This is a genomic window from Mesorhizobium sp. M7D.F.Ca.US.005.01.1.1, assembly GCF_003952545.1.
GTDB classification, from domain to species: Bacteria; Pseudomonadota; Alphaproteobacteria; order Rhizobiales; family Rhizobiaceae; genus Mesorhizobium; species Mesorhizobium loti.
On record NZ_CP034453.1, the window covers coordinates 6406382 to 6431848 of the forward strand.

The window sequence follows — 25467 nt, forward strand, 5'->3', positions numbered from 1 at the left end:
AGAGTCTTCTTCACCGAGCGCTGCGCTGGGCGGCCTTAAGGGTGTTGGCCATGAGCATCGCGATCGTCATCGGCCCGACGCCGCCGGGCACGGGAGTGATTGCCCCGGCAATTCGACAAGCGTCCTCGAAATCAACGTCGCCGACTAAACGTCCCTTTCCGGTGCCATCGGCTGCGGGTAGTCGGTTAATACCGATGTCGATAACCGTGGCACCCGGTTTGATCCAGTCTCCCTTCACGAAGTCCGGCTTGCCGACAGCGGCGACCAGGATGTCGGCCCCTCGGCAGATCTGTTCGATTTCCGCTGTTCGGCTGTGCGCGATCGTTACGGTCGCGTTCGACGCGAGCAGCAGATTGGCCATCGGTTTGCCGACGATGTTGGACCGCCCGATGACCACCGCCGTCAAACCTGACAGGTCCTTGCCCCGGACCGACTCAATCAGCAGCATCGCCCCTGCTGGCGTACACGGGACGAGCGCGCCCTCGAGTTCGCCAGTTCCCAGCATACCCACATTGACATAATGGAACCCATCAACGTCCTTGTCAGGCGATATCGCCTGAATAATCTTTCCTGCATCCAGATGTTTTGGCAAAGGCAACTGCAGAAGGAGTCCATGAATTTTCGGGTCTTCGTTCAATGTGTGCACCAGGCCAAGAAGTTCTTTCTCGGACGTGATTTCGGGCAATTCATACTTTCGTGAGAGGAAGCCGCACTCTTCGGCCTTCCGCCCCTTCGAGGAGACGTAAACCTGGCTGGCTGGATCACTTCCGACGATAACCACGGCAAGACCAGGATTGATGCCGGAACTCTTCAAGGCCTCAGTTTCGAGTTTTACTCGTTCGAGTATTGAAGCCGCCACGATTGCTCCAGAGATGATGACTGGTTCTCTCATCTGGCCCTGGTCACGCGAAAACGATTGTCTTGTGGCCATTGAGCATGACCCGACGCTCCAGGTGCATCTTCACCGCCCTGGCCAGCACCCTGCTTTCTATATCCCGGCCCGTGGCGACGAAATCGTCGGCGGTCATCGTATGCGTCACACGCTCCGTTTCCTGCTCGATGATCGGCCCTTCGTCGAGATCAGGCGTCACATAGTGGGCTGTCGCGCCAATCAGCTTCACGCCGCGTTCGAAGGCCTGATGATAAGGCTTTGCTCCCTTGAACGACGGAAGGAACGAGTGATGGATGTTGATGACTTTTCCGAACAGCCGGGTGGAGAGGTTGTCCGAGAACACCTGCATGTATCGGGCTAACACCACGAGATCTGCCTCCGTCTCCCGGACGAGATCGAGCAGCACCTTCTCCTTTTCCGCCTTGTTGTCCTTGGTGATGTTGAAGACGTGATAGGGGATACCCTCTATCTCTGCGGTTCGGCGGCTGTCCTCGTGGTTCGACACGATAGCTACAACCTCGACCTGCAGCCATCCCACACGGATTTGGTAGAGCAGATGCAACATTGCGTGGTCGAACCTGGAAACCATGATGATGATCTTCAGCTTGCGGCCGGCGTCGACGACATCGGCCTTCATGCCGAAGCGGTCCAACACGGGCTTCACGGCGTGTTCGACCTGTTCCTTGGTTGTGGGCTGCCTGAATTCGACGGCGATGCGCATGAAGAAGCGGTTGGAAAGGCGGTCCCAGAACTGGTTGCTCTCGGTTATATTGGCGCCCAGGGCGGAAAGTTCCGTCGCGACCGCCGCGACGATGCCGGGTTGGTCGTCGCAGGACAGGGTAATCGTGTAGGATTGCGGCACGTTTTCATTCCCCTCGTGTCAAATTTTGGCAAGTTCGGGAAGGACATCAAAAAGGTCGGCGACGAGACCGTAGTCGGCTACCTGGAAGATCGGCGCCTCCTCGTCCTTGTTGATGGCGACGATGACCTTGGAATCCTTCATGCCGGCGAGGTGCTGGATGGCGCCGGAGATGCCCACCGCGATGTAGAGATCGGGAGCCACCACCTTGCCGGTCTGGCCGACCTGCCAGTCGTTCGGCGCATAGCCGGCATCGACCGCGGCGCGCGAAGCGCCAACAGCCGCACCGAGCTTGTCGGCGACCGGCAGGATGACCTCCTTGAATTTTTCCGCCGAACCCAGCGCACGGCCGCCCGAGATGATGATCTTGGCCGAGGTTAGTTCCGGACGGTCGGTGTCGGAAAGCTTGTTCTCAATGAAAATGGAGAGCCTCGGGTCGGCTGCCGGCGAGGCAAGCTCGACGGCAGCCGCATTGCCTTGGGAGGCGCTCGAATATGATGCGGTGCGCACGGTGATCACTTTCTTGGCGTCGGTTGACTGCACCGTCTGGATGGCATTGCCGGCGTAGATCGGCCGCTTGAAGGTGTCGGGCGACACGATCTCGATGATCTCGGAGACCTGCGCGACATCGAGCAGGGCGGCGACGCGCGGCGCGACGTTCTTGCCCGACGAGGTCGCAGGCGCGATGATGGTGTCGTAAGCGCCGGCCAGCGAGACGACCAGCGCCGCCAGCGGTTCGGCGAGACGCTCGGTCAGTTCATCGGCATCGGCCAGCAGCACCTTGGTGACGCCCTTGAGCTTGGCTGCGGCATCCGCCGCCGGCTTGGCGCCCTTGCCGGCGACCAGCAAATGCACGTCCGAACCGATCTGCAGGGCCGCGGAAAGCGCCTTGGCGGTCTGGTCGGAAAGGGTTGCGTTGTCGTGTTCGGCAATCAGAAGAATAGCCATGTTGTTGTCTCCTTTTCCGATCGCTTACAGCACGCCGGCTTCGTTCTTGAGCTTGTCGATCAATTCGGCCACCGACTTGACCTTGACGCCCGCCTTGCGGCCGCTGGGCTCCTCGGTCTTGAGCACCTTCAGCCGCCGCTTGACGTCGGCGCCGTAGTCGGCCGGGCTCTTTTCGTCGAGCTGCTTCTTCTTGGCCTTCATGATGTTGGGCAAGGAGGCATAGCGCGGCTGGTTGAGGCGAAGGTCGGCGGTGATGATCGCCGGCATCTTCAGTTCCACCGTCTGCAGGCCGCCGTCGACTTCGCGCGTCACCTTGGCCTTGTCGCCGTCGATGACAACCTTGGAGGCGAAAGTGCCCTGCGCCCAGCCGAGAAGGGCTGCCAGCATCTGGCCGGTCTGGTTGGAATCGTCGTCGATCGCCTGCTTGCCGAGGATGACGAGGCCAGGCTGTTCGGCGTCGACGACGCCCTTCAGCACCTTGGCGACACCGAGCGGCTCGGTCTGCTCATCGGTCTTGACCAGGATGGCGCGGTCGGCGCCCATGGCGAGCGCGGTGCGCAAGGTTTCCTGCGCCTGCTGCGGTCCGATAGAGACGACGATGATCTCTTCCGCCTTGCCGGCTTCCTTCAGCCGGAGCGCCTCTTCGACCGCGATCTCGTCAAACGGGTTCATCGCCATCTTGACGTTGGCGAGTTCTACAGCCGAACCGTCAGCCTTGACGCGAACCTTGACGTTCGCATCCACAACTCGCTTCACGGGTACAAGGATTTTCACTTGATTGTGCCCTTATTTTCGGGGTGAGTTTCCCTATTCCGGGACCACATGGCCCAGGCAATATTCCATCTCAATCAATTATCGCCCGGCTTGCGCGAGGCCCACATCGAGTGCGGCGACGATCCGCTTCACATCTGCCGCCGTGATGACGAGCGGGGGTGAGATGATGACGTTGGCACCGGAAGTGCGGACCATTACGCTTTCTTCGTATGCGGTGTCGAAAACCTTCTGCACGACGTCTTTGGCCGCTGCCGATTTCGTCTTGCGGTCCGACACCAGTTCAAGCGCGCACATCAGACCGAGACCCCGCACGTCCCCTACCAGCTCATGCTTCTCCTTGAGGCCTTCAAGGCCCACAAGCAACTCCGCTCCCCGGGCCTTTGCATTCGCGGCGACGTTGAGACGTTTTGTTTCGGCGAGCGTCGCGAGCGCTGCGGCGGCTCCAACTGGGTGACCTGAATAGGTGTAGCCGTGGCCGATCGAGCCAATGGCGCCCTTGGAGGCCTCAAATACCGTTGCCACCTTTTGGCAGATCATCACCGCGCCGAACGGAAAGTATCCGTTGCTGATTGCCTTGGCCGTGCACATGAAGTCCGGTTTGACACCCCAGCCACGCGAGCCGGTCCAGGCGCCCGTGCGTCCAAACGCTGTGATCACCTCGTCGGCGATCAGCAAAATGCCGTGCTTGTCGCAAATGGCACGCATCAATGGCATGAAGGTTTCATGCGGCACGATAACGCCACCCGACCCCAGCACCGGTTCCATGATCATGGCAGCGATCGTATCGGCCCCCTGGAAGGCGATCTCATCCTCGAACTGGCGAGCGATCGCCTGGGCAATCTCCGCCGGATCAGAGGTGCCGAAGGGATTGCGGTAGGCATAAGGTGCGGCGAGATGAAAAACCCCAGGTAGCAACGGCTCGTAGTTGCGGCGGAAGTTGGCATTGCCATTGACCGATGCGCCACCGAAATGCGTGCCATGGTAGCCCTTCTTGAGGGCAACAAACTTGGTGCGCTCGGGTTGGCCATTGATCTTGTGATACTGACGCGCCAGACGCAAAGCGGTCTCGACCGAATCCGAACCGCCCGACGTGAAGAACGCACGCACGAGGCCGTCTTCCTTGAACCATTCCGCCAGCTCGTATGAGAGCTCGATCGCCGGCGACGGCGATGTGCCGCGGAACGCGGAATAATAGGGAAGCTGGTCCAGTTGATCGCGGATCGCCTTTTTCACCGGCTCGCAAGAATAGCCGAGGTTGACATTCCAAAGGCCGCCGACGGCATCGAGCAGCTTCCTGCCGTGGATATCGGTGACCTCAACCCCCTCGGCCGCATTGATGATGTGCGGCGGGTTCGCTTGCATCTCGGCGGGATGCGCCATGGGATGCCACATGTGGCGGGCGTTGTTCTCAACAAGGAAATTCGTCTCTCGCACCCTCTGTTCCTCTCAAATTCCCAGCATCTTGATTGCCTGGGCATAGCTTTCGCCTGGCCCGGTAACATCGAAGTGCACGATGTGCATCCCGACGTCCGACGCTCCTTTGACGTTCTTGGCCTGGTCGTCCACGAACACGCAATCCGAAGGGGCAAGGCCAAGCCCGTCGAAGACGAACCCGTAAGCGCGCGGGTCGGGTTTCAGGATTTTTGTGTACGTCGCGTCGACGATCAGGTCGAACATCTGAAGGAATGGAAGCTTGGACCGAAATCCCGCGCCATAGAACAGATCGAGCTCATTCGACAGGATGGCAAGCTTCTTACCCGCGTCCTTGGCAACCTCAATCGCGCGCAACGCCTCTGGTCTGATCATCAGCTGCGGATCATCACCCCGGATGCGCTGGAGGAACACGGGGAGTTCATCCCAGGTCTCACCGAGGAGCTTGCCGGTCTCGCGTGCCCGCGTGTACCAGTAGTCCCGTTCGGTGATTGCCCCGGACTGCATCTGTTGCCACAACGCGTCGCCATCGGTGTCGAAGGGGCCCATCCAGTCAAGGGTGCCTGCAGGCAGTCCCAAGGCGGCCTCGTTCAGGCGCTGGGTTTCAAAGACCGTTTTCGAGATCACACCGCCGAAATCGAGGACAAGCGCACTACGGCGTTCAGGCATCAAGAAGATCCTTCGTTGCACGCAGGATGCTCGGATGAGGTTCAGCGCCGATTGCGCGAGATATTTCCACCGAAGCCCCGACTACGAGCCGTGCGGCTTTCAACTGCCTGTCCTTCATCATTCGAGATGCGACACCGGCGATCGCCACCGATCCAAAAGCGTCGCCACTGCTGGAAAAGATCGGCGCGGCCACACCGCTCGATTCCACTTCAAAAGACCCAGGCGCAAAGGCGAAGCCGCGATTCCTGATTTGGTCCAATTGCGCCCGCAGTTCCTCTTCGTCGACCACGGTATTTTTCGTGTACCTGACCAATTCTCCCTCGGCAAAAACCCCGTCGCGGACCTCAGGCGCGGCGAACGCCAGAAACGCCAGACCAGATGCGGTCGCGTGAAAAGGCAGCAATTGCGACGGGTTCACCCAGACACGGGTCGATCTCTTCGGCTCCGTCACCGCAACCGTGATCATTGCGGTCTCGGCCGCCAGTGTGGCGTGCGCGGTTTCTTCCATCTCCTCGGCAAGCCTGTCGAGCACGGGATTGATGAATGACAGGAGCGGGAAACTAGCTTCTCTAACCCGAGCCAGCCTGAGTACGGCAATCCCCAGGCGGTATTTCTTGGTTTCCGCATGCTGTTCCACAAAGCCGTTGCGAATAAGCGCAACAAGGATCCGAAGAGTCGTTGCTTTGTCGACTTTGGACTTTCGGGCGAGGTCGCTCAGGCCCCATTCCGGTTCCTGCACGGTAAAATATGAAAGTAGATAAAGCGCCCTATCGACGCTTTTCATCATTGGAACTGTTTCCCCAGGTCCGGATTTCGGCACGATTTCCTCTCCTCGATGAGTGCTACTTGACAGAACTTCAAACCTAATGCAAGCTTTTTAAACTGATGGTGACAATAATGAACCGCGAATCGACGGTCAAGCCATAATGGGAAATCCGAATGAATTTGCCTCAAAACGCTCGTCCCGCTGGCTCGGTCTATCTGACCGCTGAAGGCAGCCCGCGACACCATTCCGATTTAGCGTGACTGAGAACGACTCGGAACCGACCGTAAGGACAACCAATGGATCAAATCCAGATCGACCAGCTTCGGGGGCTTTCAGTTCCGGAGCAAGGGCTTTTCATCGACGGAAAAGCGCGCAAGGCCCTGAAAGGCGGGACGCGCGAGGTGATATCGCCGCTTGATGGGTCAATCCTTACGCGCCTCGCTGAAGCCGAAGAAGGCGATATCGACCTGGCGGTGGCGAGTGCCAGGGCGAGTTTCGACCGTGGATTATGGTCGAGGGCTGCGCCGGCCGAACGCAAGAAGGTGATGCACCGCATCGCCGAACTCATCGAAAAGAATGCGCTGGAACTGGCCGTGCTCGGAGTCCGCGACAACGGCACCGAAATCTCGATGGCGATAAAGGCGGAGCCTGGAAGCGCGGCCAACACGTTCCGCTACTACGGCGAGTTGATCGACAAGGTCTACGGCGAGATCGCACCGACGGCCGCTTCGGTTCTCGGCCTGGTTCATCATGACCCCGTCGGCGTTGTTGGCGTGATTGTTCCGTGGAACTTCCCGATGATGATCGGAGCATGGAAAATCGCTCCCGCGCTGGCGGCCGGAAATTCGGTTGTCGTAAAACCGGCGGAGGTCGCATCACTTACCTTGCTGCGTTTGGCGGAGATCTGTTCGGAGGCTGGCCTGCCGGCCGGCGTCTTCAATGTGGTCACCGGGCAGGGTTCCGTCGTCGGTGCCGCACTCGGACTCCACAATGACGTCGATGTGCTGGCTTTCACGGGCTCCGGTCCCGTAGGGCGGAGGCTTCTCGAATATTCCGCCCGATCTAATCTCAAGCGCGTCTATCTCGAACTCGGAGGTAAGTCGCCGAACGTAGTGTTCGCGGACGCACCGGATCTCGATCAGGCAGCCAAGGTCGCGGCCTATGGCATATTCCGCAACTCCGGTCAGGTTTGCGTAGCCGGCTCCCGGCTCTTGGTAGAGCGCTCGATTCACGCTGATTTTGCGCAAAAAGTGGCCGAATTTGCTTCACAGATGCGGTTGGGCGATCCCCTTGATGTCAGAACCGAGGCTGGCGCAATTGCAAGCGCCGACCAACTTTTCAAGAACCTGGAATTTGTGGCCCGGGCCACAGCCGATGGCGCCTCGCTGCTTACCGGCGGTACCCGAATCCGCGAGGAAACAGGGGGATTCTTCATGGCGCCGACGGTGTTTGACCAAGTCGCTCCAGACGCCGCCCTTGCCCAGGAAGAAGTGTTCGGCCCGGTGCTTGCGATCACGCCCTTTGACGACGAGGCCGCCGCGGTTCGGATCGCAAACTCGACGATTTACGGGCTGGCATCCGGCGTCTGGACGTCCAACCTCTCGCGCGCCCATCGCATGGTAAGGGCGATCAGGGCCGGCGTCGTCCACGTCAACACATATGGAGGGCCGGACATCACCGTGCCGCTCGGTGGCGTCGGACAGTCTGGCAACGGTCACGACAAGTCGCCGCATGCCCTCGATAAATTCCTCAATCTCAAGACAGCGTGGATTCAACTCTGATGACCGAAAACAGATCCCCAAGGTCACTCCCAGAACGGGCTCCTGCAGTCGTCATCGGCGGCGGCATCATCGGCATATCGTCCCTCTACCATCTTGCGAAACGCGGAATGGCGGGTGCGGTGCTCTTGGAGCGTAAACAGCTTGCAAGTGGGACGACATGGCACGCGGCAGGAATCGTCGGGCAACTGCGTGAGTCTGGCTCGCAGACAGCGCTCTCGAAATACACCGCACGGCTCTTTATGGAACTCGAAAGTGAGACGGGACAGGCAACGGGCTACAAGCAGAACGGCACGCTGCATCTCGCATTGTCGGATATCCGGATGGACCAGTTGCTGCGCAACCATGACCATGCCGGACGAATGGAAATCGAAAGCCACATACTCTCGATCCCGGAGCTGAAAGAAATCTGGCCCCTGGTGGACTATGGGGGCGTCCAAGGCGGCTTCTTCGTTCCCTCCAACGGTCAGGTCAATCCCCTGGACGTCACCCAGGCGATGGCCCGCGGCGCTCGCAACAACGGGGCGCTGATTTTTGAGAACACTTCGGCCACAAGAATTCTGACGAAGAACGGCCGGGTGATTGGTGTCGAAACCGATCAGGGTGTGATCGCCACCGAAAAAGTCATTCTCGCCGGCGGGATGTGGACAAGCCGCTTTGCCAAGGCACATGGGGTGACTGTGCCCCTTCATGCAGCGGAGCATTTCTACATCGTCACCGAAGCGATTGCCGGCCTCCCGCGCACCCTGCCCTGCCTTGTCGTCGGCGAAGAACGGACCTACTGGAAGGAGGACGCGGGCAAGCTGTTGATCGGTGGTTTCGAAGCCTTGGGCAAGGCTTGGGGCAAAGAGGGCATTCCAGACGGTTTCGAGTTCGACGAACTTCCATTCGACATGGAACATACCGAACCGATGCTTGAGACGATCTTCGCCCGCATGCCAGCGCTTGCCGAGATGGGGATCAAGACGTTTTTCAACGGCCCCGAGAGTTTCACACCGGACGGTCGGCCCTACCTCGGCCCCGCGCCGGAAATGCCAGGCCTGTTCATTGCCGCCGGCATGAATTCCAACGGCATCCTGAACTCCGGCGGCGTCGGCTTAACGATGGCGGAGTGGCTGATCGACGGATATCCGAGCCGCAGCATGAACTCCATGCTGGCTTCTCGCGCCCATCCCTTTCAATCCAACTCGACATACAATGCCGACAGGGTCGGTGAGTCCGTCGGATTCCATTACGGCATCCACTGGGCGGGCCGCCAGATCGAAACGGCACGCGGGGTACGTCGGGTACCACTGCACGACAGGCTGAAATCGCAAAACGCTGTTTTCGCCGAGCGCATCGGCTGGGAAATTCCAATGTATTACGACCCGTCCGGCTTGGGATGGCAGGACAAACCTTCGGTCGGCGAGCAATACTGGTCTTCCCTGGTGGCCGACGAATGTGCCGCCGCCCGGGATGCGGCGGTGCTCCTTGACCAGTCCATGTACGCCAAACTCCTGGTGCAGGGACCGGATGCCGTCGAAATGTTGAACAGGGTCTGCGGTGCCCAGATGGACGTGGCGGTCGGAACCTCCGTCTACACCCAATTCCTCAATCAACGCGGCGGCATCGAGGCCGACGTGACGGTCACGCGGATCGGCCCACAGAAATTCCTCGTGGTTACGGGGCACCCCAGCCAGGTTCGCGACCGCGCCTGGCTTGAAATGCATGCGGACCCGGAGTGGCGGTTCGAAATCTTCGACGCCACGTCGTCCTACGCGCTGCTGACGATCCATGGGCCGAAGTCTCGCGAGATACTTTCCGCCCTGACGATAGACGACCTCAGCAACGAGAAATTTCCGTTCGGTGCCGCGCGGGAAATCGACCTTGCCCATGCACGGGTCTGGGCCATCAGAAGATCGTTCGTAGGCGAACTTGGCTACGAGCTGCTGATTTCGACGGAGTTCACGCACGGTGTCTACGAGAACATCCTGACGGTCGGAACGCCACTCGGCCTGCGGCATATGGGAATGTTTGCCATGGGAAGTTGCCGCCTTGAAAAGGCTTTCAAGCACTTCGGGCATGACATCACCGAGGAGGACACACCTTACGAAACCGGCCTAGGATTTGCTGTTGATCTCAACAAGAGCGAGTTCATCGGCAAAGGCCCTCTCGCAAGGCAGAAGGCAGGCGGTGCAGCCACGCTCTTCAGGACGGTATCGGTCTCCGTCAACGGCCTCGGAAGAACAGGTCCTTATCTCGCGCACAATGAACCGATCTGGAAAGGCGATGACCTTGTGGGCCACGTCACCTCCGGAGGATGGGGCTACCGCGTTGGCAAAATGCTGGGGCTTGCAAGCCTGCATCGTGAGGATGGCGTCTCGAAGGCATGGCTCGAAGAGGGTGATTTCGAGGTCCAGATCGCCGGCAAACGCTATCCGATCCAGGTCCAGCTTCAGCCCCTCTACGACCCGCAGGGAGAGCGGATGCGTGGCTGAGACCGACTAACCAAAAAACAAAAAATGAGTGGGAACCATGACGACGAAAGAAACGAAGACGATCCTTGTTATCGGTACATTCGATACGAAGTCGGACGAACTGATCTATCTCGCTGACAGGATTGTCGCACAGGGCGGCCGAGCGCTCACGATGGACGTAAGCGTTCTCGGTGGTCCCATGCGGCCGACCGACATCAGCAAGCACGATGTCGCCGAGGCTGGCGGGTCGTCGATCCAGACGGCGATCGCGTCCGGCGACGAGAACACCGCGATGCAGATCATGGCGCGCGGCGCGTCAATCCTGACAGCGAGGCTGCACGCGGAAGGCAAGATCGACGGCATGATTGCCATGGGCGGCACCATGGGCACGGACCTGGCTCTCGACTGCGCTCGTGCCTTGCCACTCGGCGTACCGAAATATGTGATTTCTACAGTCGCGTATTCCCCCCTCGTCCCCGCGGACAGACTAGCGCCCGACATCCAGATGATCCTGTGGGCGGGAGGCCTCTTCGGATTGAACTCCATATGCAAGTCGTCTTTAAGCCAGGCTGCGGGCGCGGTTTTGGGGTCCGCGCAATCGGTCGAAACGCCGAAGCGGGATCGTCCCATCATTGGCATGATGAGCCTTGGCAGCTCGTGCCTTTCCTACATGAGACTACTCAAGGGCCCCTTGGAAGAGCGAGGGTTCGAACTTGCGGTGTTTCATGCGACTGGCATGGGCGGAATGGCTTTTGAAAATCTGGCCGCGCAAGGATATTTCTGCGCCGTCATGGATTTCGCGCTTCCCGAGCTCGGGAACCTTCTGGTTGGCTCTATCGTCAACGGTGGCAAGGACCGACTTGTGTCAGCCGGACAGAACAAGGTCCCACAACTCGTCGCTCCGGGCTGCGTCGACTTGATAGACTTTCCCAGTTGGCAAGATATCCCCGCCCGCTTCGCCGGCAGACCCTGCCACGCGCACAATCGTTTGATCTCCTCCGCCGCGTTGAACGCGCAAGAGCGGCGCGAGACCGCCCGCGAGATCGGCCATCGGTTGGCCAAAGCCTTGGCTCCCGTGCATGTGATCCTGCCTATTCAAGGTATCGAGGAATGGGACCGGGAGGGGCAACCTGCCCATGACCCGGCTGGACTAGCAGCGTTCCTCGATGAAATGCGCTCAGCGATACGGCATCCGGTGGAATTGACCGAGATCGACGCGCACATAAACGACGCGCTGTTTGCTGAAACGGTGCTTGGAATATTCGACGATTGGGTCGATCGAGGCATCGTCAAGAAGGCACTACAATGACGATACACGCCACCCCGATCGACGCTCGCTATGCGGTTCTGTTTGAACCCGTCAAGATCGGGCCGAAGGTGGCGCCAAATCGATTCTTCGCTGTGCCGCACGCGACGGGCCACTCTCCCCTCATGCCCAACGGCTCCATCGGCATGAGGGCGATGAAGGCGGAAGGCGGTTGGGGCACCGTCTGTATGCAGCTTTCCGAGATCGATCCGTCATCCGATATCTCCAACCTGCCGATCGAGAAATTTTGGGATGAGGTCGACGTCAGGAGCCATGCACGGCTGACCGAGAGGATCCGCGAGCATGGCGCGCTTTCGGCCATCGAGATCGGCCACAGCGGCATGCGTTCGCGGGGCCTGGCAAATGGCTATCCGGTTCTCGGCCCATCCAGTCTCCCCGTTCTCAAGCCTGAGGTCCCGGTCCAAAGCAAAGCCATGGACAAAAGCGACATCAAGTTGCTACGCGAGAACTATCGCGCCGCGGTTCGACGGGCGAAACAGGCGAACTACGACATCGTCTATGTCTACGCCGCTCACGACGCGTCGATCCTGTGGCACTTCCTGACCCCGGCCTATAATCACCGAACGGATGAATATGGCGGCAGCTTCGCCAACCGGGTTCGGCTGCTACGCGAGGTCCTGGAGGAGGCCAAGGAAGAGGCCAGCGACGATATAGCCGTAGCCATTCGTTTTGCGGTGCATGAACTCACCGGGCCCAAAGCTATATCGAGTAGCGGCGAAGGGCGCGACGTGGTCGAGCTCCTGGCGGAAATCCCGGATCTTTGGGACGTCAATGTCTCGGGTTGGAGCCGCGACTCCGGAACCTCCCGCTTTGACCCCGAGGGCGCGCAGGAAGAATTTACAAGCTTCGTGAAAACAGTGACGACAAAGCCGGTCGTCGGGGTCGGCCGCTTCACATCCCCCGACGCAATGGTGAGCCAGATCCGCCGTGGCGTCCTCGATCTGATCGGTGGCGCGCGGCCGTCTATCGCCGATCCGTTCCTGCCCCAAAAAATCCGCGAAGGACGGGTGGACGAGATCAGGGAGTGCATAGGCTGCAACATCTGCGTGGCCTCCGACGCGTACTCGATCCCGCTGCGCTGCACACAAAACCCGACGATGAGTGAAGAATGGCGGCGCGGCTGGCATCCTGAACGCGTTCCCAAAGCTCAGACCAACAAGAACCTCCTTGTCGTCGGCGGCGGACCTGCCGGGCTGGACTGCGCCCTCACCCTGGCGCGGGCAGGCCACCAGGTGACAATCGCCGAAAAGTCGGAAGTGATGGGTGGACGCGTCACCAAGGAAAGCAGGCTGAAGGGCTTGTCAGCCTGGAACCGGGTCCGCGACTACCGTCTCTACCAGATGCAGCAGATGCCGAATGTCGAGCTTTTCCTAGGCAGCGAAATCACACCCGAGATTGCCTGCGAGTTTGGCGCCGACCACATATTCGTGGCCACTGGATCGCGCTGGAGGGATGACGGACTTGGCCGCACCCGGTACACGCCGATCCCCGGTTTCTCCGGTTGCGCTTTCACGCCCGACAGCATCCTGGACGGCGAGAGCCTGTCCGGTCCGATCGTGATCTATGACGACGATCATTACTACATGGCTAATGTCCTTGCAGAACATCTCGCGGCGAAAGGCCACGAGGTTCACCTCGTCTGTCCTCAGCCCGCGATTGCGGGCTGGATGGGCTACACGCTGGAACAGCCTCGTGTCCTCAGCGCCCTGATGGCGGCCGGCGTCAAGATGTATCCGAACACGACGGCCGTGGAGTGGAAGGACGGTGCGCTGCATATCAATCGGTCGGACACTTACGAACCGTTGCCGGCTATCCCCGCAGCGGCCTTGCTGAGTGTTACGTCAAGACTTCCACAAGACGATCTGTCCTCCTGGCTTTGCGAGGCCGGTGTTCCGCACACAACAATCGGCGACGCGGTCGCGCCGGGGATCATTCAAGCGGCGGTGTTTTCTGGACACAAGGCTGCCAGGGAGTATTTGGGAACTGAGCCGGCAGACCGCATCTTCAAGCGCGAGGTCCCGACCTTGTTCATCTGAATCGAAGCCTCCAGTAGCAAAACAAGGAGCGTCGGCCTGGCTGGGCCCTCTTCTCTCGTCTCAAGTCCGACGCGGGCCCGCCAGCAGGAGCACCGACTATGAGATCTCGCGCGCAGTCGACATGAACCAGCTGCCCTGATCGCGACAGTTTTGGGAGGAACAATTATGGCCGCAGACACACCCTTGTGGACCGCGACGCGGGACCGGATCGACGCCGCGCCGATGACGGCTTTTCTGAAAGCCGCTGCGGCGCAGGCGGATGCATCCTTCGCCTCCTATGCCGAACTTCACCGCTGGTCGGTCGAGGATCGCGAGAGCTTCTGGAGCCTCGTCTGGGACTTCTGCGGCATCGTTGGCGACAAGGGCGAGCGCGTACTCGTCGATGGCGACAAGATGCCCGGCGCCTCATTCTTTCCCGACGCCACCCTGAACTTCGCCGAGAACCTGCTGAAGAAGACCGGCTCGGGCGACGCAATCGTCTTTCATGGCGAAGACAAGGTCGAGCGTCGGCTGTCCTGGAACGAACTGCATGCGCTGACGTCGCGCCTGCAGCAGCTTTTCCTGTCGCTCGGCGTCAAAAAGGGCGACCGCATCGCCGCCATGATACCCAACATGCCGGAAGCCATCGCCGCCATGCTGGCGACCGCTTCGATCGGCGCCGTCTGGTCGTCATGCTCTCCCGATTTTGGCGAGCAGGGCGTTCTCGACCGCTTTGGCCAGATCGAACCGGTCGTCTTCATTGCGCCGGACGGCTACTGGTACAATGGCAAGGCCATCGAAGTCGCCGACAAGATCGCCGCGGTCGCGACGAAACTTGCCACCGTCCGCAAGATCCTGATCGTCGACTATCTCGGCACCTCAGCCGACGTAGCCGAAACCGTCGACAAGGCTGCGGCGCTCGAAGACGCGCTGGCGCCCTTCGCTGCAAAACCCGTGACCTTCGAACGATTGCCGTTCGCGCACCCGCTCTACATTCTGTTCTCGTCAGGCACGACCGGCATTCCCAAATGCATCGTCCATTCGGCCGGTGGAACGCTGATCCAGCATGTCAAGGAACACCGGCTGCATGCTGGATTGCTCGATGGCGACCGCTTCTTCTACTTCACCACTTGCGGCTGGATGATGTGGAACTGGCTGGTGTCGGGTCTGGCGTCAGGCGCGACACTGCTACTCTATGACGGCTCGCCCTTCTATCCCGACGGCAATGTGCTGTTCAGTTTCGCCGATGCCGAGAAGATGACCTTCTTCGGCACCTCGGCCAAATTCATCGATTCCGTGCGCAAGGCCGGCCTCAAGCCGATCGGCACGCATGATCTACAGAGCGTGCGGGCGATCTCCTCCACCGGCTCGCCACTCTCGCCCGAGGATTTCCGCTTCGTCTATGACGGCATCAAAAAGGATGTGCACCTGGCCTCGGTCTCCGGCGGCACCGACATCGTCTCCTGCTTCGTGCTCGGCGTGCCGATCGAACCGGTGTGGACCGGCGAGATCCAGGGGCCGGGCCTCGGCCTTGCCGTCGATGTCTGGGACGATGACGGCAAGCCTATCAGGCAGGAGAAGGGCGAACTGGTCTGCACCAGGGCTTTTCCGGCGATGCCGATCGGCTTCTGGAACGACCCCGAGAGCAAGAAATTCCAGGCGGCCTATTTCGAGCGCTTCGACAATGTCTGGTGCCATGGCGACTTTGCCGAATGGACCGTGCATGGCGGCCTGATCATTCATGGCCGCTCCGACGCGACGCTCAATCCGGGCGGCGTGCGCATTGGTACGGCGGAGATCTACAACCAGGTCGAACAGATGCCCGAGATTCTGGAGGCGCTGTGCATCGGCCAGGATTTCGACAATGACGTCCGGGTCGTGCTGTTCGTGCGGTTGGCCGCCGGCGTGCAGCTGGATGCCGATCTGGAAAAGCGCATCCGGTCGAAAATACGCACCGGGGCGAGCCCCCGCCACGTGCCGGCAAAGATCGTCGCCGTGTCAGACATTCCACGCACCAAATCGGGCAAGATCACCGAACTCGCGGTGCGCGACGTCGTGCACGGCCGCGCCATCAAGAACAAGGAAGCGCTCGCCAATCCAGAAGCGCTGGAGTTGTTCAGGAACCTGCCGGAGTTAGGTTGATCGACTCGGCAAACAACCTCCCAGCATGGATCATCGGGCGCAAACGTGAGCGCCGACACATGGTGTGGCGCCAGGGGATCTCGTGGACATCGGGAGATAGAGAGGCGTGACGGAGGAGAGCGACATGAGCCATGGCGGCCAGCAGTCGGACATAATCTTTCTCACGAATGGCGCGTCGGTCGTGGGTCAAGGGATGAGCCGATTGCAGAGGATTGAGCCCTCAGCGGGCGCGGTGAGTGGAGGCTCTCTTCGCTCAGCCGTAAGCGAAGCTTAAACTGGCAGTTCGATGCGCGGGGGGAAAGACGGTAGCGCGATACCGACTCGAACCCCACAGTGGTTGAATCAAGGTTGCATCACAGCGATCCAGGGACCCTAACCTCCTTCAGAAGCGCGCATTTCGACTGGAGGCGCAAGACAGCAAGTTCGAAAAGCTTCCAGGAACCCCAGTCGATGGTCAATTGTAGACCGTCTGACGTCCACAATAGGGCCGATGAACGAACCCGCTGCGCGGGAGGGGTGCCTGCGGTTGAGGTAGAGATCAAGAACCGGTCGTCGCGCTCGCGTTGAGCGTCGTTCGGCTGGAGCAGAGCATGGCGGGCTTCTTCAACAAGGAGCCTGACCATGCACCATCCCGTTCTCGATGCACCCGTCAGCCCGCTGCGCCAGCGGCTGATCGACGACATGAACATGCGGCGCTTCTCACGCGAGACGCAGCGCAACTATCTCCGCGACATCGGACGCCTGGCGACATTTCTCGGGCGTTCACCAGACACAGCGACCGCCGATGACCTGCGCCGGTTCCAGATCAACCAGCAGGAAGACGGCGTTCCCGTGCCGACGATGAACAGCATCGTGTCGGCGCTACGGTTCTTCCTCACCCAAACGCTTAACCGCCCGGACCTGGCGCGCCGGCTCGTCCGGCTGTCGCATCCGCGCAACCTGCCCGTGGTGCTCAGTCGCGACGAGGTCGCCCGGCTGCTCAACGCCACCACCTGCCTCAAGCACCAGGCCGCACTGTCGATTGCCTATGGCGCGGGCCTGCGCGTCGCCGAGGTGTCGATGCTGAAGGTTGCCGACGTCGACAGCGAGCGCATGCTGCTGCGCGTCGAGCGTGGCAAGGGCGGGCGGTATCGCAACGCCATGCTCTCGCAGGACCTGCTCGCGCTTCTGCGTGAGTGGTGGAAGGTCGGACGTCAGCAGGGCGTGATGCACCGCGACGGCTGGCTGTTTCCCGGACAGCACGCGATGAAGCCGATCAGCACGCGGCAGCTCTATCACATCGTCGTCGAGGCGGCGCAGGCCGCGCCGACATCGCCAAGCGGGTCGAGCCGCACACGCTGCGCCACAGCTTCGCCACCCACCTGCTGGAAGACGGCACCGACATCCGGATCATCCAAGTCCTACTCGGGCATGCCAAGCTCAACAACACCGCCCTTTACGCGAAGGTGGCGACCCGGACGGTGCGTGCCGTGACGAGCCCGCTCGACAAGCTCGGCCTGTTCAAGTCGCCCGACATCTGAGCCGTGCGCGCCTCGATCGAGGTCGCCGACATCTTCCGTGCTGCCGGACCCGCTTTCCGGGCCGCCCATGCAGGTCACCTGAGCCTCGCCCAGCTCAAGGTCATGTCGGCGATCGAGTATTGCCGCACCGCAGCCCTTGGCGGTCACGTCGAGGCTTGCGAGGACTGCGGCCAATGGCGGATCGCCTACAACTCCTGCCGCAACCGGCACTGCCCGAAGTGCCAGGGCGCGGCCGCACGGACGTGGTTGGCCGAGCGCGAGGCCGACCTGCTGCCGGTCGGCTACTTCCATGTCGTGTTCACGCTGCCGGCCGAGGTCGCCGACATCGCGTTCCAGAACAAGGCGCTCGTCTACGACCTGCTGTTCAAGGCGGCAGCGGAGACGATGCTGACTATCGCCGCCGACCCGAAGCACCTCGGCGCCAGGATCGGCATCACCGCGGTGCTGCACACCTGGGGATCGGCGATGACACCATCCGCATGCCCACATGATCGTGCCGGGCGGCGGCACCGCGCCGGACGGAAGCCGCTGGATATCGTCGCGCCCGGCCTTCCTGCTCCCGGTGAGGGTTCTCGGCAAGCTGTTCCGAAGGCTCTTCCTCACCCGGCTGGTCGCGCTGCACGACGCAGGACGGCTCGCCTTCTTCGGATCTATGGCGCACCTGTCCGCGCGGCAGGCATTCGTGCGGCACCTGTCGCCGGTCCGCAAGAAGCGCTGGGTGGTGTACGCCAAGGCGCCGTTCGCCGGGCCGGAGGCGGTGCTCGCCTATCTGTCGCGCTACACCCACCGGGTGGCGATCTCGAACCGCCGCCTGATCGCGTTCGACCACGACGGCGTCACCTTCCTTTACAAGGACTATCGCCCCTTTACAAGGACTATCGCCGCGACGGCGTTGATCGGCAGCAGGTCATGACGCTGGCGGCTGACGAGTTCATCCGCCGCTTCCTGCTCCATGTCCTGCTGCGCGGCTTCCATCGCATCCGGCACTACGGCCTGCTCGCCGGCTCCGCCCGCAAGGCCAGCCAAGACTTCCGCCCGCCATGCCCTTGCTGCGGCGGACGCATGATCATCATCGAGACGTTCGAGCGCCGGAGGCAGCCACGCGGTCCGCCCGATGCAACCGCGACGAACCGGGAGACAACTCCATGACCCGGCATGGCATGGTCGAACCTTCACCCGCAGGCGCCCCGCCTCTGGCAACGGCCCCACGCGTGTCCATCATCAATATCGCCGCCCACAGCGTCGCAACGAGCCTCGTGCGGGATCGGCTAAACCGCGCGGAGGCACAACGAAGCGGCCTCCCCGCATCCATCCCCACCCTTCCCAGCAGCGGTCGCGCCGTCGCCGACACCAGCCGCAAATCGAAATCCCCATAGCCATCGCCTGTGGCCCACGGGTTCCTTCCTCGGGGACTTTCGTACGCCTGCCGGCGCCCGAAACTCTTCACGCTACCGGACGGTCCGCTATCGGGGCGAGGTCGACGGAAAGCTGCCATTCGGCAGATGACCTCTGAAGCCGAGGTTGAGGCGGGTTGACCCTAAGGAGCGGTTCTCAATGAGTGTGGTTGCGAGGCAGAGCTTTGCCAGATGGGGCACTGGAGCAGCATCCAGCTTGGCGGATGGCCAGATCGCGGGACCTGCACTGCCACGGCTAGAATGCGCGGCCCGTAACGTTCAGCTCGCTAAATAACTTCTTGCAATCGATCGCAGTTCATTCTCGTCGATTATCTCACCGTGTCCGCAGTATGCCCTGTTGAACTCTATCTCCAAAAGACGCAGCATTGTCTTTCGATAGACGTGCACGTCCGAACCTGGAAGATCATCGACCAATCGTCCGCGATAAATCGCATCGCCGGCTAAAAAATCGCCGTTGCGTTCATCAAGAAGACCGAGCGACCCTGGCGAATGACCAGGGAGGTGAAGGACCAGAAATGACCTGTCTCCGGTCTCAATGGTGCAGCCTTCGTCGAGAATTCGGGACAGTGGCGCCGATTTGATCTGGAAATGCAGCAGCGACCATGCCTCATGCGGAGGCTTGCTGACGGCGTCGCGCTGCGCGCGAAAGAGATGAGCCAATGTGTGTTCATCCGCCATGTCGTCGAAAAACGAAGACTCCTCGCGATGGCCAAGTCTCATCTCGAACTCGCTTAATGCGCCGACGTGATCGACATGGATGTGCGTTGCAACGGCTACTACCGGCTTGCCAGGTGGCAGGTTCAGCACGGGTCTGAGAGGCACTAGCCCCATGCCCCCATCGACGACAAGATCGACGTCGCGCCCGCGAACATGATAGACGTTGCTTCTGAAATAGGGATGAACGTGCGGCTCCCATATCCGCGTGATTCCCCTACCCAGAGTTTCGCGTGAGAACCAGTCGGCAGCACGATGCACTTCGCCAGTTGGGGTGAGCGGCATCAACGATGTCCTCGCGCAAGCAGACGCTCGAGCTTGATCTGAACGACAGTCAGAACCGAAACCATCGACATGTAGTAGATCAGCGCCGCGCCATACCATTCCAAGAACCGAAAGCTGGTGGCGATGGCGAACTGGGTGACGGTCATGAGCTCTTTCAAGGAGATGACCGTCGCCAGCGAGGTTGCCTTCAGCAAGGAAATGAATTCGTTGACCAGGGCCGGTAGCGCGACGCGAAGCGCCTGGGGCAGGATGATCAGGAAGAATATCTGACCCCGGTGCAGGCCAAGGGCCGCCGCACCCTCGGATTGCCCCTTGCCGATCGATGCATAGGAGCTGCGCAGGATCTCGGTCAGATAGGCAATCTGAATCAGGGTCAGGGCGAGAAACGCCGCGACGAACGGACTGAACCAGTCCGAGCGGAACACCGCCGAGATCTGCGGCAGTCCATTCCAGACGAACAGCAGCACGAGCAGCGCGGGTGCGCCGCGAAAAAGCCAGACAAACGCGGCGATCGACAGGCGGATCCAGCGCCGCTTCGACGTGGCCAGTGCTGCTGTTGCCAGCGATATCGCCAGGGCAACGGTCATCACCAGAAGCGAAAGCACGAGGGTCAGCAAAGCCCCCTTGGCGAGGGGCCAGCCGAACAGGGCCGTCAGGAAGAGCTTGCTGTCGAACACCTCGGCACGTCCCTTAATTGGTCGCGTGCTTGACGTCTGCGGCGGCCTCGGGAAGGTTCCATTTCTGCAACAGCGCCTTCATCTCGCCGCTGGCCTGCAAGGTCTCGATGGCATTGACCAGGGCCTCGCGGTTGTCGCCGCCCTTTCTCAGATAGATCCCGTAAGTTTCACCATCGCCATAGTTGTATGGCACCTGCAGCCGCCCTGGCATTTGCTTGATGCGGAATGCAGCCGTCGTGTCCTGGGTGATCGTCGCCGCAGCCCGGCCGACTAGGATCTGCTCGATGACGGCGGAGGCGGACGGATAGGTCTGTATCTGCGCGGGCGCCTTGCCGGCTTTTGTCAGCTCGGCGTTCAGCTCCGCAGCTGTCTTCTCGTAGGTGGTGCCCGCCTCGATCGCCAGCACCTTGCCGCTGAGGTCGAGCGGCGATTTGGTCTCTGAATCCGAAGCCGATGTCACCAGCACCACATTGGAGACGAAGTAGGGAACGGCGTCATAGGCCTGCAGGCGCTCCTTGGTCACCATGATGCCGCTGGCGACGAGATCGCATCGCTCGGCGCCGAGCGATGGCAACAGCCCCTTGAAGTCGCCGACCACATATTTGGTGGTGCCGCCCCATTGCTTTGCGATGGCATCCACGACATCGACTTCGAAACCGACAAGCTTCTCGTCGCCTGGATTCTCATAATATTGCATGGGCGGAAAATCGCCGCCGGTGCAGACGCTGAGCACGCCGTTATGGACAAGATCCGCACCTCCGGCCTGCGCCGCCGGCGCGGTGGCGACAAGGGTGGCGACGACCAGTCCGCCAAAGGCGATTTTCGCTGCGAAGGCAGTGCGTTCGTGAAGCATATCCAGTTCCCCATTTTATTTTTGCGATGCCGTTTTGTGGCTGCCGAGGACCATATGTTGCAATTACTATGAGACAAGCTAAATCTTTAGCATTTAGTTAGAGCAGTTTTTCTAAACTAAGGTGATACGTGGCCGTTCCGTCCCTTCATTCTCTGCGAGCCTTCGAAAGCGTATCGCGGCTCGGCAATGTCGCGGCCGCGGCTGCCGAATTGCATGTGACGCCAGGCGCCATAAGCCAGCAGCTGCGTGCCTTGCAGCTTTCGCTTGGCATCGACCTGTTCAGGAAAAGCGGCCGCCGCCTCGTGCTGACTGAACGGGGCGCGACGCTGCAGAAAAGCGTCGGCACGGCCATGCATCAGATTGCGGATTCGATCCGCGACATATCGGCCAATGCCTACGCCACGTCAGACAGGGCGGAGCTGCGCGTATCGGCGCCTTCAGTCTTTGGAACGACCTGGCTCACGGCCAGGATCTTTCGGTTTCTCGATGCAAACCCCGATCTTCGCATGCAGATGCACACAGCAGTGGACTTCGAGGAAGTGGACTGGCGAAAAGTCGATGTCGCCATCGTCTATGGGAATCCACCTTGGGCTGGATTCTGGTGGCGGATGCTGCACAGCATCTACGCGTCACCAGTGTGCAGCCCACAATTGCTGCGAGGTCCAAATGCAATTCGCGAGCCTCACGATGTGCTCAAACATCGCTTGCTCCATGAAGACGACGGCGACCAATGGCGGCGTTGGCTAACGGAAGCACGCGTACCCCATTCCGTGGAGTCCGATATCTATTTCGACAACTTTGCCATGGTGCTTCAGGCCGCGCGCGATGGTCATGGTGTCGCCCTGACAAACGACATCATTTCCTTCAGGGACCTGGATGAGGGCAGACTGGTTCAACCCTTGACGCTCAGTGTTGCGGCATCCCGAAGCTATTACTGCATATGCCATGAGGAAGGCTTGGCTAATCCAGCGATCGGCCGGTTCGTCGACTGGTTGGTCGACCAGGCATCGCGACCGTCAGGCTGACGGCACGGTGGCACCGTGCCTCGATGCAGATCTGTTTTGAAAAACGGTGGTCGGGTGAACGATGCATAAGTTTCGTGCGATCTGAGCGCCCGTTCGAACTCGAGGGGCACCTTCGGGATCCGAGATCGGCCCGCCCAGCAAGGATATGCTTCGCCGATCTGGTCATAGCTCCCGAACTTAATCGGACATTCAAAGCGATCTTCGTGGATGATCGCCACCACCTTTGTGCAAGTCATGGCCGCGTTATGGTTGGCTTCTCGGTGCCCATCGACGGTAGCAGCGTCGACCTGGCAGCTGCGAAAGGCCTAAGGGACGTTAGGCTACGTCAGGTTTGTGAATTGCTTTTACTTCCTGAAAGTCTTCAAGGCCAAACCTTCCGCCCTCGCGGCCATTACCGGATTGTTTGTAGCCGCCAAATGGACTTCCATAGCGGTGCGGCGCTCCGTTGATATGCACCATGCCGGCCCGCAGACGCGAAGCCACCCTTTCTGCTCTCTTCGGATCACCGGTTTGCACAAAGGCGGCAAGGCCGTATGTCGTGTCATTCGCCAGGGTGATGGCCTCTTCCTCGCTGTCAAAAGGAATGATCGCAAGAACCGGCCCGAAAACCTCTTCCCGTGCGATGCGCATCTCGTTGTCGACGTCGATAAAGATAGTTGGCCTTACGAAATAACCAGCTTCAAAACCCTTCGGTTTGCCGGGGCCGCCAACGAGCAACTGCGCACCTTCATCAATCGCAGCATTAATCAAGGTTTGTACACGAGCGAACTGAATTTCGCTCACCAGAGGCCCAATGTGCGCGCCTTCCTTCATTGGGTCCCCTACTTCGGCGGCCATGCCAGCGCGACGCGCTACCTCGACTGCCCTTTGATAGACAGAGCGCTGCACGAGCAGCCGCGTCGGTGCATCGCAGGACTGGCCAGAGTTATTGAAGCATTCGGCAACACTGGCGGAAACCCGCTCATCGAGATCTGCATCTTCAAAAACGATGTTCGGAGATTTGCCACCAAGCTCCAGGGTTACCCTTTTCACAGTGTCGGCAGCATCTTTGCTAACTGCGATCCCGGCCCTCGTAGAGCCTGTGAAGGACATCATGTCGACGTCCCTATGTCTGGAAAGCGCCGCGCCGCAGTCAGCGCCACCATTGACCAAATTGAAGACACCTGGGGGAAACCCCGCCTCATCAATCATCTCAGCATACAACATGGCGTTGAGGGGCGTGAATTCGCTAGGCTTCAAGATGCATGTGCAACCCGTCGCGAGGGCCGGCACCACCTTCAGTGCGATCTGATTGATCGGCCAATTCCAAGGTGTAATTAGACCGCAGACGCCGATAGGTTCGCGCAGAATGATATCGCCATTCGGCAATTCCTCGCGAGCTTTCAGATCACGCAGCGCATCGATGAACCCCTGCAGATGGCCAACACCGACATCGGCCTGCTGCTGCCGGCTCATGGTGATCGGGGCGCCAAGTTCCAACGTTATTGTTTCAGCCATCTCGTCGTAGCGACGCTTGTAAATGGCCAGAAATCTTTCGAGCAGCCGGAGGCGCTCTTCAAGAGTGGTTCGGCTGTAGGAAGCGAAGGCATTTTCTGCCGCTACGACAGCCTTGGCGATATCCTCTGGCGTACCCATGGAAATGACGGCAATCGGCTTTTCGGTTGCAGGGTTCAGAACTTCCAGATCCTGCCCGGCGATTGGCGATACCCACTCGCCGCCGATATAGAACTTCCGCTTATCGAGCATAACGATGCTCCTTCCCAATTCGGATAAGGCTCACACCCTCGCTCATGCGAGCGAAGGGCTAAACGTCAGCAGGCCCAGAATTTCAAAGAGCACCTGTGCGCCGACCTGCGCTGTGTTGGTTGTCGCGTCGTATTGCGGAGCCACTTCGACGACGTCTGCGCCCACAAGATTGACGCCCTTCAGTCCCCTGATGAGCTCCAACACCTCGCGCGTCGTGAGCCCGCCAATCTCTGGAGTGCCTGTCCCCGGTGCGAAGGCCGGATCGACGCTGTCGACATCAAAAGAAAGGTAGGTCGGGCCGTCGCCTACAATCGCCCTCGCCTTGCGGATCACGGCTTCGATTCCAAGGCCCGAAATTTCTTCGGCGTGGATGACCGTCATGCCCGAGGCGTAGGAGAATTCCCACAAATACTCCGACGAGCCGCGAATTCCGATCTGGATTGTCCGAGCGGGATCGAGCACGCCGTCCAAGACCGCGTTACGCATCGGGCCGCCGTGATGGAACTTCGTCTGATCGAAAGGGCCGCCCGTGTCGCAATGCGCATCGATATGGATCAACCCGACCGGACGATCGCGGCCGACGGCCTTGAGGATAGGATGAGTGATCGAGTGATCACCTCCAACCGAGACGGGAATTACGCCCGCAGCGACGACCGCCGCAATCGCCGCCTGGATATCATCGTGACTTTGCTCCAGGCGGTAGCGGCTTGCGAAAGGAATATCGCCTATGTCGGCGATCCTAAGATCGAACGCAGGCGCGCATTCGAGGACGTGATTGTACGGCCCAATCCGCTCAATTGCCCGTATCGCACGTGGCCCGAAACGCGATCCAGGTCGGTTGCTTACACCAAGGTCCATTGGCACGCCGACTACCGCTACCTGGAGATCGCCGAAGTCGGGTGCTTTGAAATCGATTGTCTTCAATGGCAAGCCGGCAAAGGTTGAGATGCCGGAATACGGCGCCAGACGGGTTCCGCCGCTAAATATCTTCTCACCAACCTTGCGAAATTTCGGATCATGAAACTCGAGACTGTCGGCGAACTTCGCCCGCAGCGCTGCAAGGCGCTCATTAAAGTCAACCATTGCGAAACCCTCTCCTTGTGTCGCGTTGTTCCTGGAATCAGAAGACATGGAATTGGCCGACGGCGCGTCCCGCCGCCGAGGCCCTGAATGAC

The 25467-nt window shown here is 60.2% G+C and carries 18 protein-coding genes and 2 pseudogenes; 8 read left to right on the top strand and 12 right to left on the bottom strand.

The window, feature by feature from the left end:
* Nucleotides 1–10: 10 nt before the first annotated feature.
* From folD to EJ076_RS31180, 7 genes are all read right to left on the bottom strand, one after another.
* A complete protein-coding gene (gene folD, locus EJ076_RS31150) occupies nt 11–892 on the bottom strand; it encodes a bifunctional methylenetetrahydrofolate dehydrogenase/methenyltetrahydrofolate cyclohydrolase FolD (protein WP_126070441.1) in 882 nt (293 codons plus the stop codon).
* Between the two features lie 10 nt (nt 893–902).
* Nucleotides 903–1754: a formyltetrahydrofolate deformylase gene (gene purU / locus EJ076_RS31155; RefSeq protein WP_126070442.1), complete on the bottom strand. Its 852-nt coding sequence runs from the start codon at nt 1752–1754 to the stop codon at nt 903–905.
* An 18-nt stretch (nt 1755–1772) separates the two neighbouring features.
* Nucleotides 1773–2699, bottom strand: coding sequence for an FAD-binding protein (locus tag EJ076_RS31160; RefSeq protein ID WP_126070443.1), 927 nt, complete (start codon nt 2697–2699; stop codon nt 1773–1775).
* 24 nt (nt 2700–2723) lie between these two features.
* On the bottom strand, nt 2724–3473 hold the full coding sequence (locus EJ076_RS31165) for an electron transfer flavoprotein subunit beta/FixA family protein (protein WP_126070444.1): 750 nt from the start codon (nt 3471–3473) through the stop codon (nt 2724–2726).
* 78 nt (nt 3474–3551) lie between these two features.
* Nucleotides 3552–4907, bottom strand: coding sequence for an aspartate aminotransferase family protein (locus EJ076_RS31170; protein ID WP_126070445.1), 1356 nt, complete (start codon nt 4905–4907; stop codon nt 3552–3554).
* 12 nt (nt 4908–4919) lie between these two features.
* The gene (locus tag EJ076_RS31175) at nt 4920–5573 is read right to left on the bottom strand and encodes an HAD-IA family hydrolase (RefSeq protein WP_126070446.1); all 654 of its coding nucleotides are present in this window, start codon (nt 5571–5573) and stop codon (nt 4920–4922) included.
* The gene (locus EJ076_RS31180) at nt 5566–6360 is read right to left on the bottom strand and encodes an IclR family transcriptional regulator (protein ID WP_224673600.1); all 795 of its coding nucleotides are present in this window, start codon (nt 6358–6360) and stop codon (nt 5566–5568) included. Before EJ076_RS31180 ends, EJ076_RS31175 begins: the two co-directional genes overlap by 8 nt.
* Nucleotides 6361–6635: 275 nt before the next feature.
* On the opposite strand from EJ076_RS31180, the gene EJ076_RS31185 reads away from it, so the two are divergent.
* The 7 genes and pseudogenes from EJ076_RS31185 to EJ076_RS31220 all read left to right on the top strand — a co-directional run bounded on the left by EJ076_RS31185 (nt 6636) and on the right by EJ076_RS31220 (nt 18726).
* Nucleotides 6636–8120, top strand: a complete 1485-nt coding sequence (locus EJ076_RS31185; protein ID WP_126070447.1) for an aldehyde dehydrogenase — start codon at nt 6636–6638, stop codon at nt 8118–8120.
* Nucleotides 8120–10594, top strand: coding sequence for an FAD-dependent oxidoreductase (locus EJ076_RS31190; protein WP_126070448.1), 2475 nt, complete (start codon nt 8120–8122; stop codon nt 10592–10594). The genes EJ076_RS31185 and EJ076_RS31190 overlap by 1 nt, the downstream gene beginning before the upstream one ends.
* A gap of 37 nt (nt 10595–10631) precedes the next feature.
* Complete coding sequence (locus tag EJ076_RS31195) at nt 10632–11882, top strand: Tm-1-like ATP-binding domain-containing protein (protein WP_126070449.1); 1251 nt, start codon at nt 10632–10634, stop codon at nt 11880–11882.
* The gene (locus tag EJ076_RS31200) at nt 11879–13936 is read left to right on the top strand and encodes an FAD-dependent oxidoreductase (protein ID WP_126070450.1); all 2058 of its coding nucleotides are present in this window, start codon (nt 11879–11881) and stop codon (nt 13934–13936) included. The genes EJ076_RS31195 and EJ076_RS31200 overlap by 4 nt, the downstream gene beginning before the upstream one ends.
* A 165-nt stretch (nt 13937–14101) precedes the next feature.
* The gene (locus tag EJ076_RS31205) at nt 14102–16057 is read left to right on the top strand and encodes an acetoacetate--CoA ligase (protein WP_126070451.1); all 1956 of its coding nucleotides are present in this window, start codon (nt 14102–14104) and stop codon (nt 16055–16057) included.
* A gap of 621 nt (nt 16058–16678) precedes the next feature.
* Nucleotides 16679–17577, top strand: a pseudogene (locus EJ076_RS31215) (tyrosine-type recombinase/integrase).
* Between the two features lie 3 nt (nt 17578–17580).
* Nucleotides 17581–18726: pseudogene (locus EJ076_RS31220) on the top strand (IS91 family transposase).
* A 524-nt stretch (nt 18727–19250) separates the two neighbouring features.
* Here the strand turns inward: EJ076_RS31220 and EJ076_RS31230 are convergent.
* From EJ076_RS31230 to EJ076_RS31240, 3 genes are read right to left on the bottom strand one after another with little or no spacing between them, the layout of a single operon-like run.
* Entirely contained in the window at nt 19251–19991 is a 741-nt protein-coding gene (locus tag EJ076_RS31230) for an MBL fold metallo-hydrolase (RefSeq protein WP_126070453.1), read from the bottom strand.
* On the bottom strand, nt 19991–20668 hold the full coding sequence (locus EJ076_RS31235) for an amino acid ABC transporter permease (RefSeq protein WP_126070454.1): 678 nt from the start codon (nt 20666–20668) through the stop codon (nt 19991–19993). The genes EJ076_RS31230 and EJ076_RS31235 overlap by 1 nt, the downstream gene beginning before the upstream one ends.
* Before the next feature lie 13 nt (nt 20669–20681).
* Complete coding sequence (locus EJ076_RS31240; protein WP_126070455.1) at nt 20682–21521, bottom strand: ABC transporter substrate-binding protein; 840 nt, start codon at nt 21519–21521, stop codon at nt 20682–20684.
* Nucleotides 21522–21649: 128 nt separating this feature from the next.
* On the opposite strand from EJ076_RS31240, the gene EJ076_RS31245 reads away from it, so the two are divergent.
* Nucleotides 21650–22546: a LysR substrate-binding domain-containing protein gene (locus EJ076_RS31245; RefSeq protein WP_126070456.1), complete on the top strand. Its 897-nt coding sequence runs from the start codon at nt 21650–21652 to the stop codon at nt 22544–22546.
* 315 nt (nt 22547–22861) lie between these two features.
* Here the strand turns inward: EJ076_RS31245 and EJ076_RS31250 are convergent, their stop codons facing one another.
* The gene (locus tag EJ076_RS31250) at nt 22862–24292 is read right to left on the bottom strand and encodes an aldehyde dehydrogenase family protein (RefSeq protein ID WP_126070457.1); all 1431 of its coding nucleotides are present in this window, start codon (nt 24290–24292) and stop codon (nt 22862–22864) included.
* Between the two features lie 42 nt (nt 24293–24334).
* The gene (gene speB, locus EJ076_RS31255; protein ID WP_126071189.1) at nt 24335–25375 is read right to left on the bottom strand and encodes an agmatinase; all 1041 of its coding nucleotides are present in this window, start codon (nt 25373–25375) and stop codon (nt 24335–24337) included.
* Between the last annotated feature and the right edge of the window lie 92 nt (nt 25376–25467).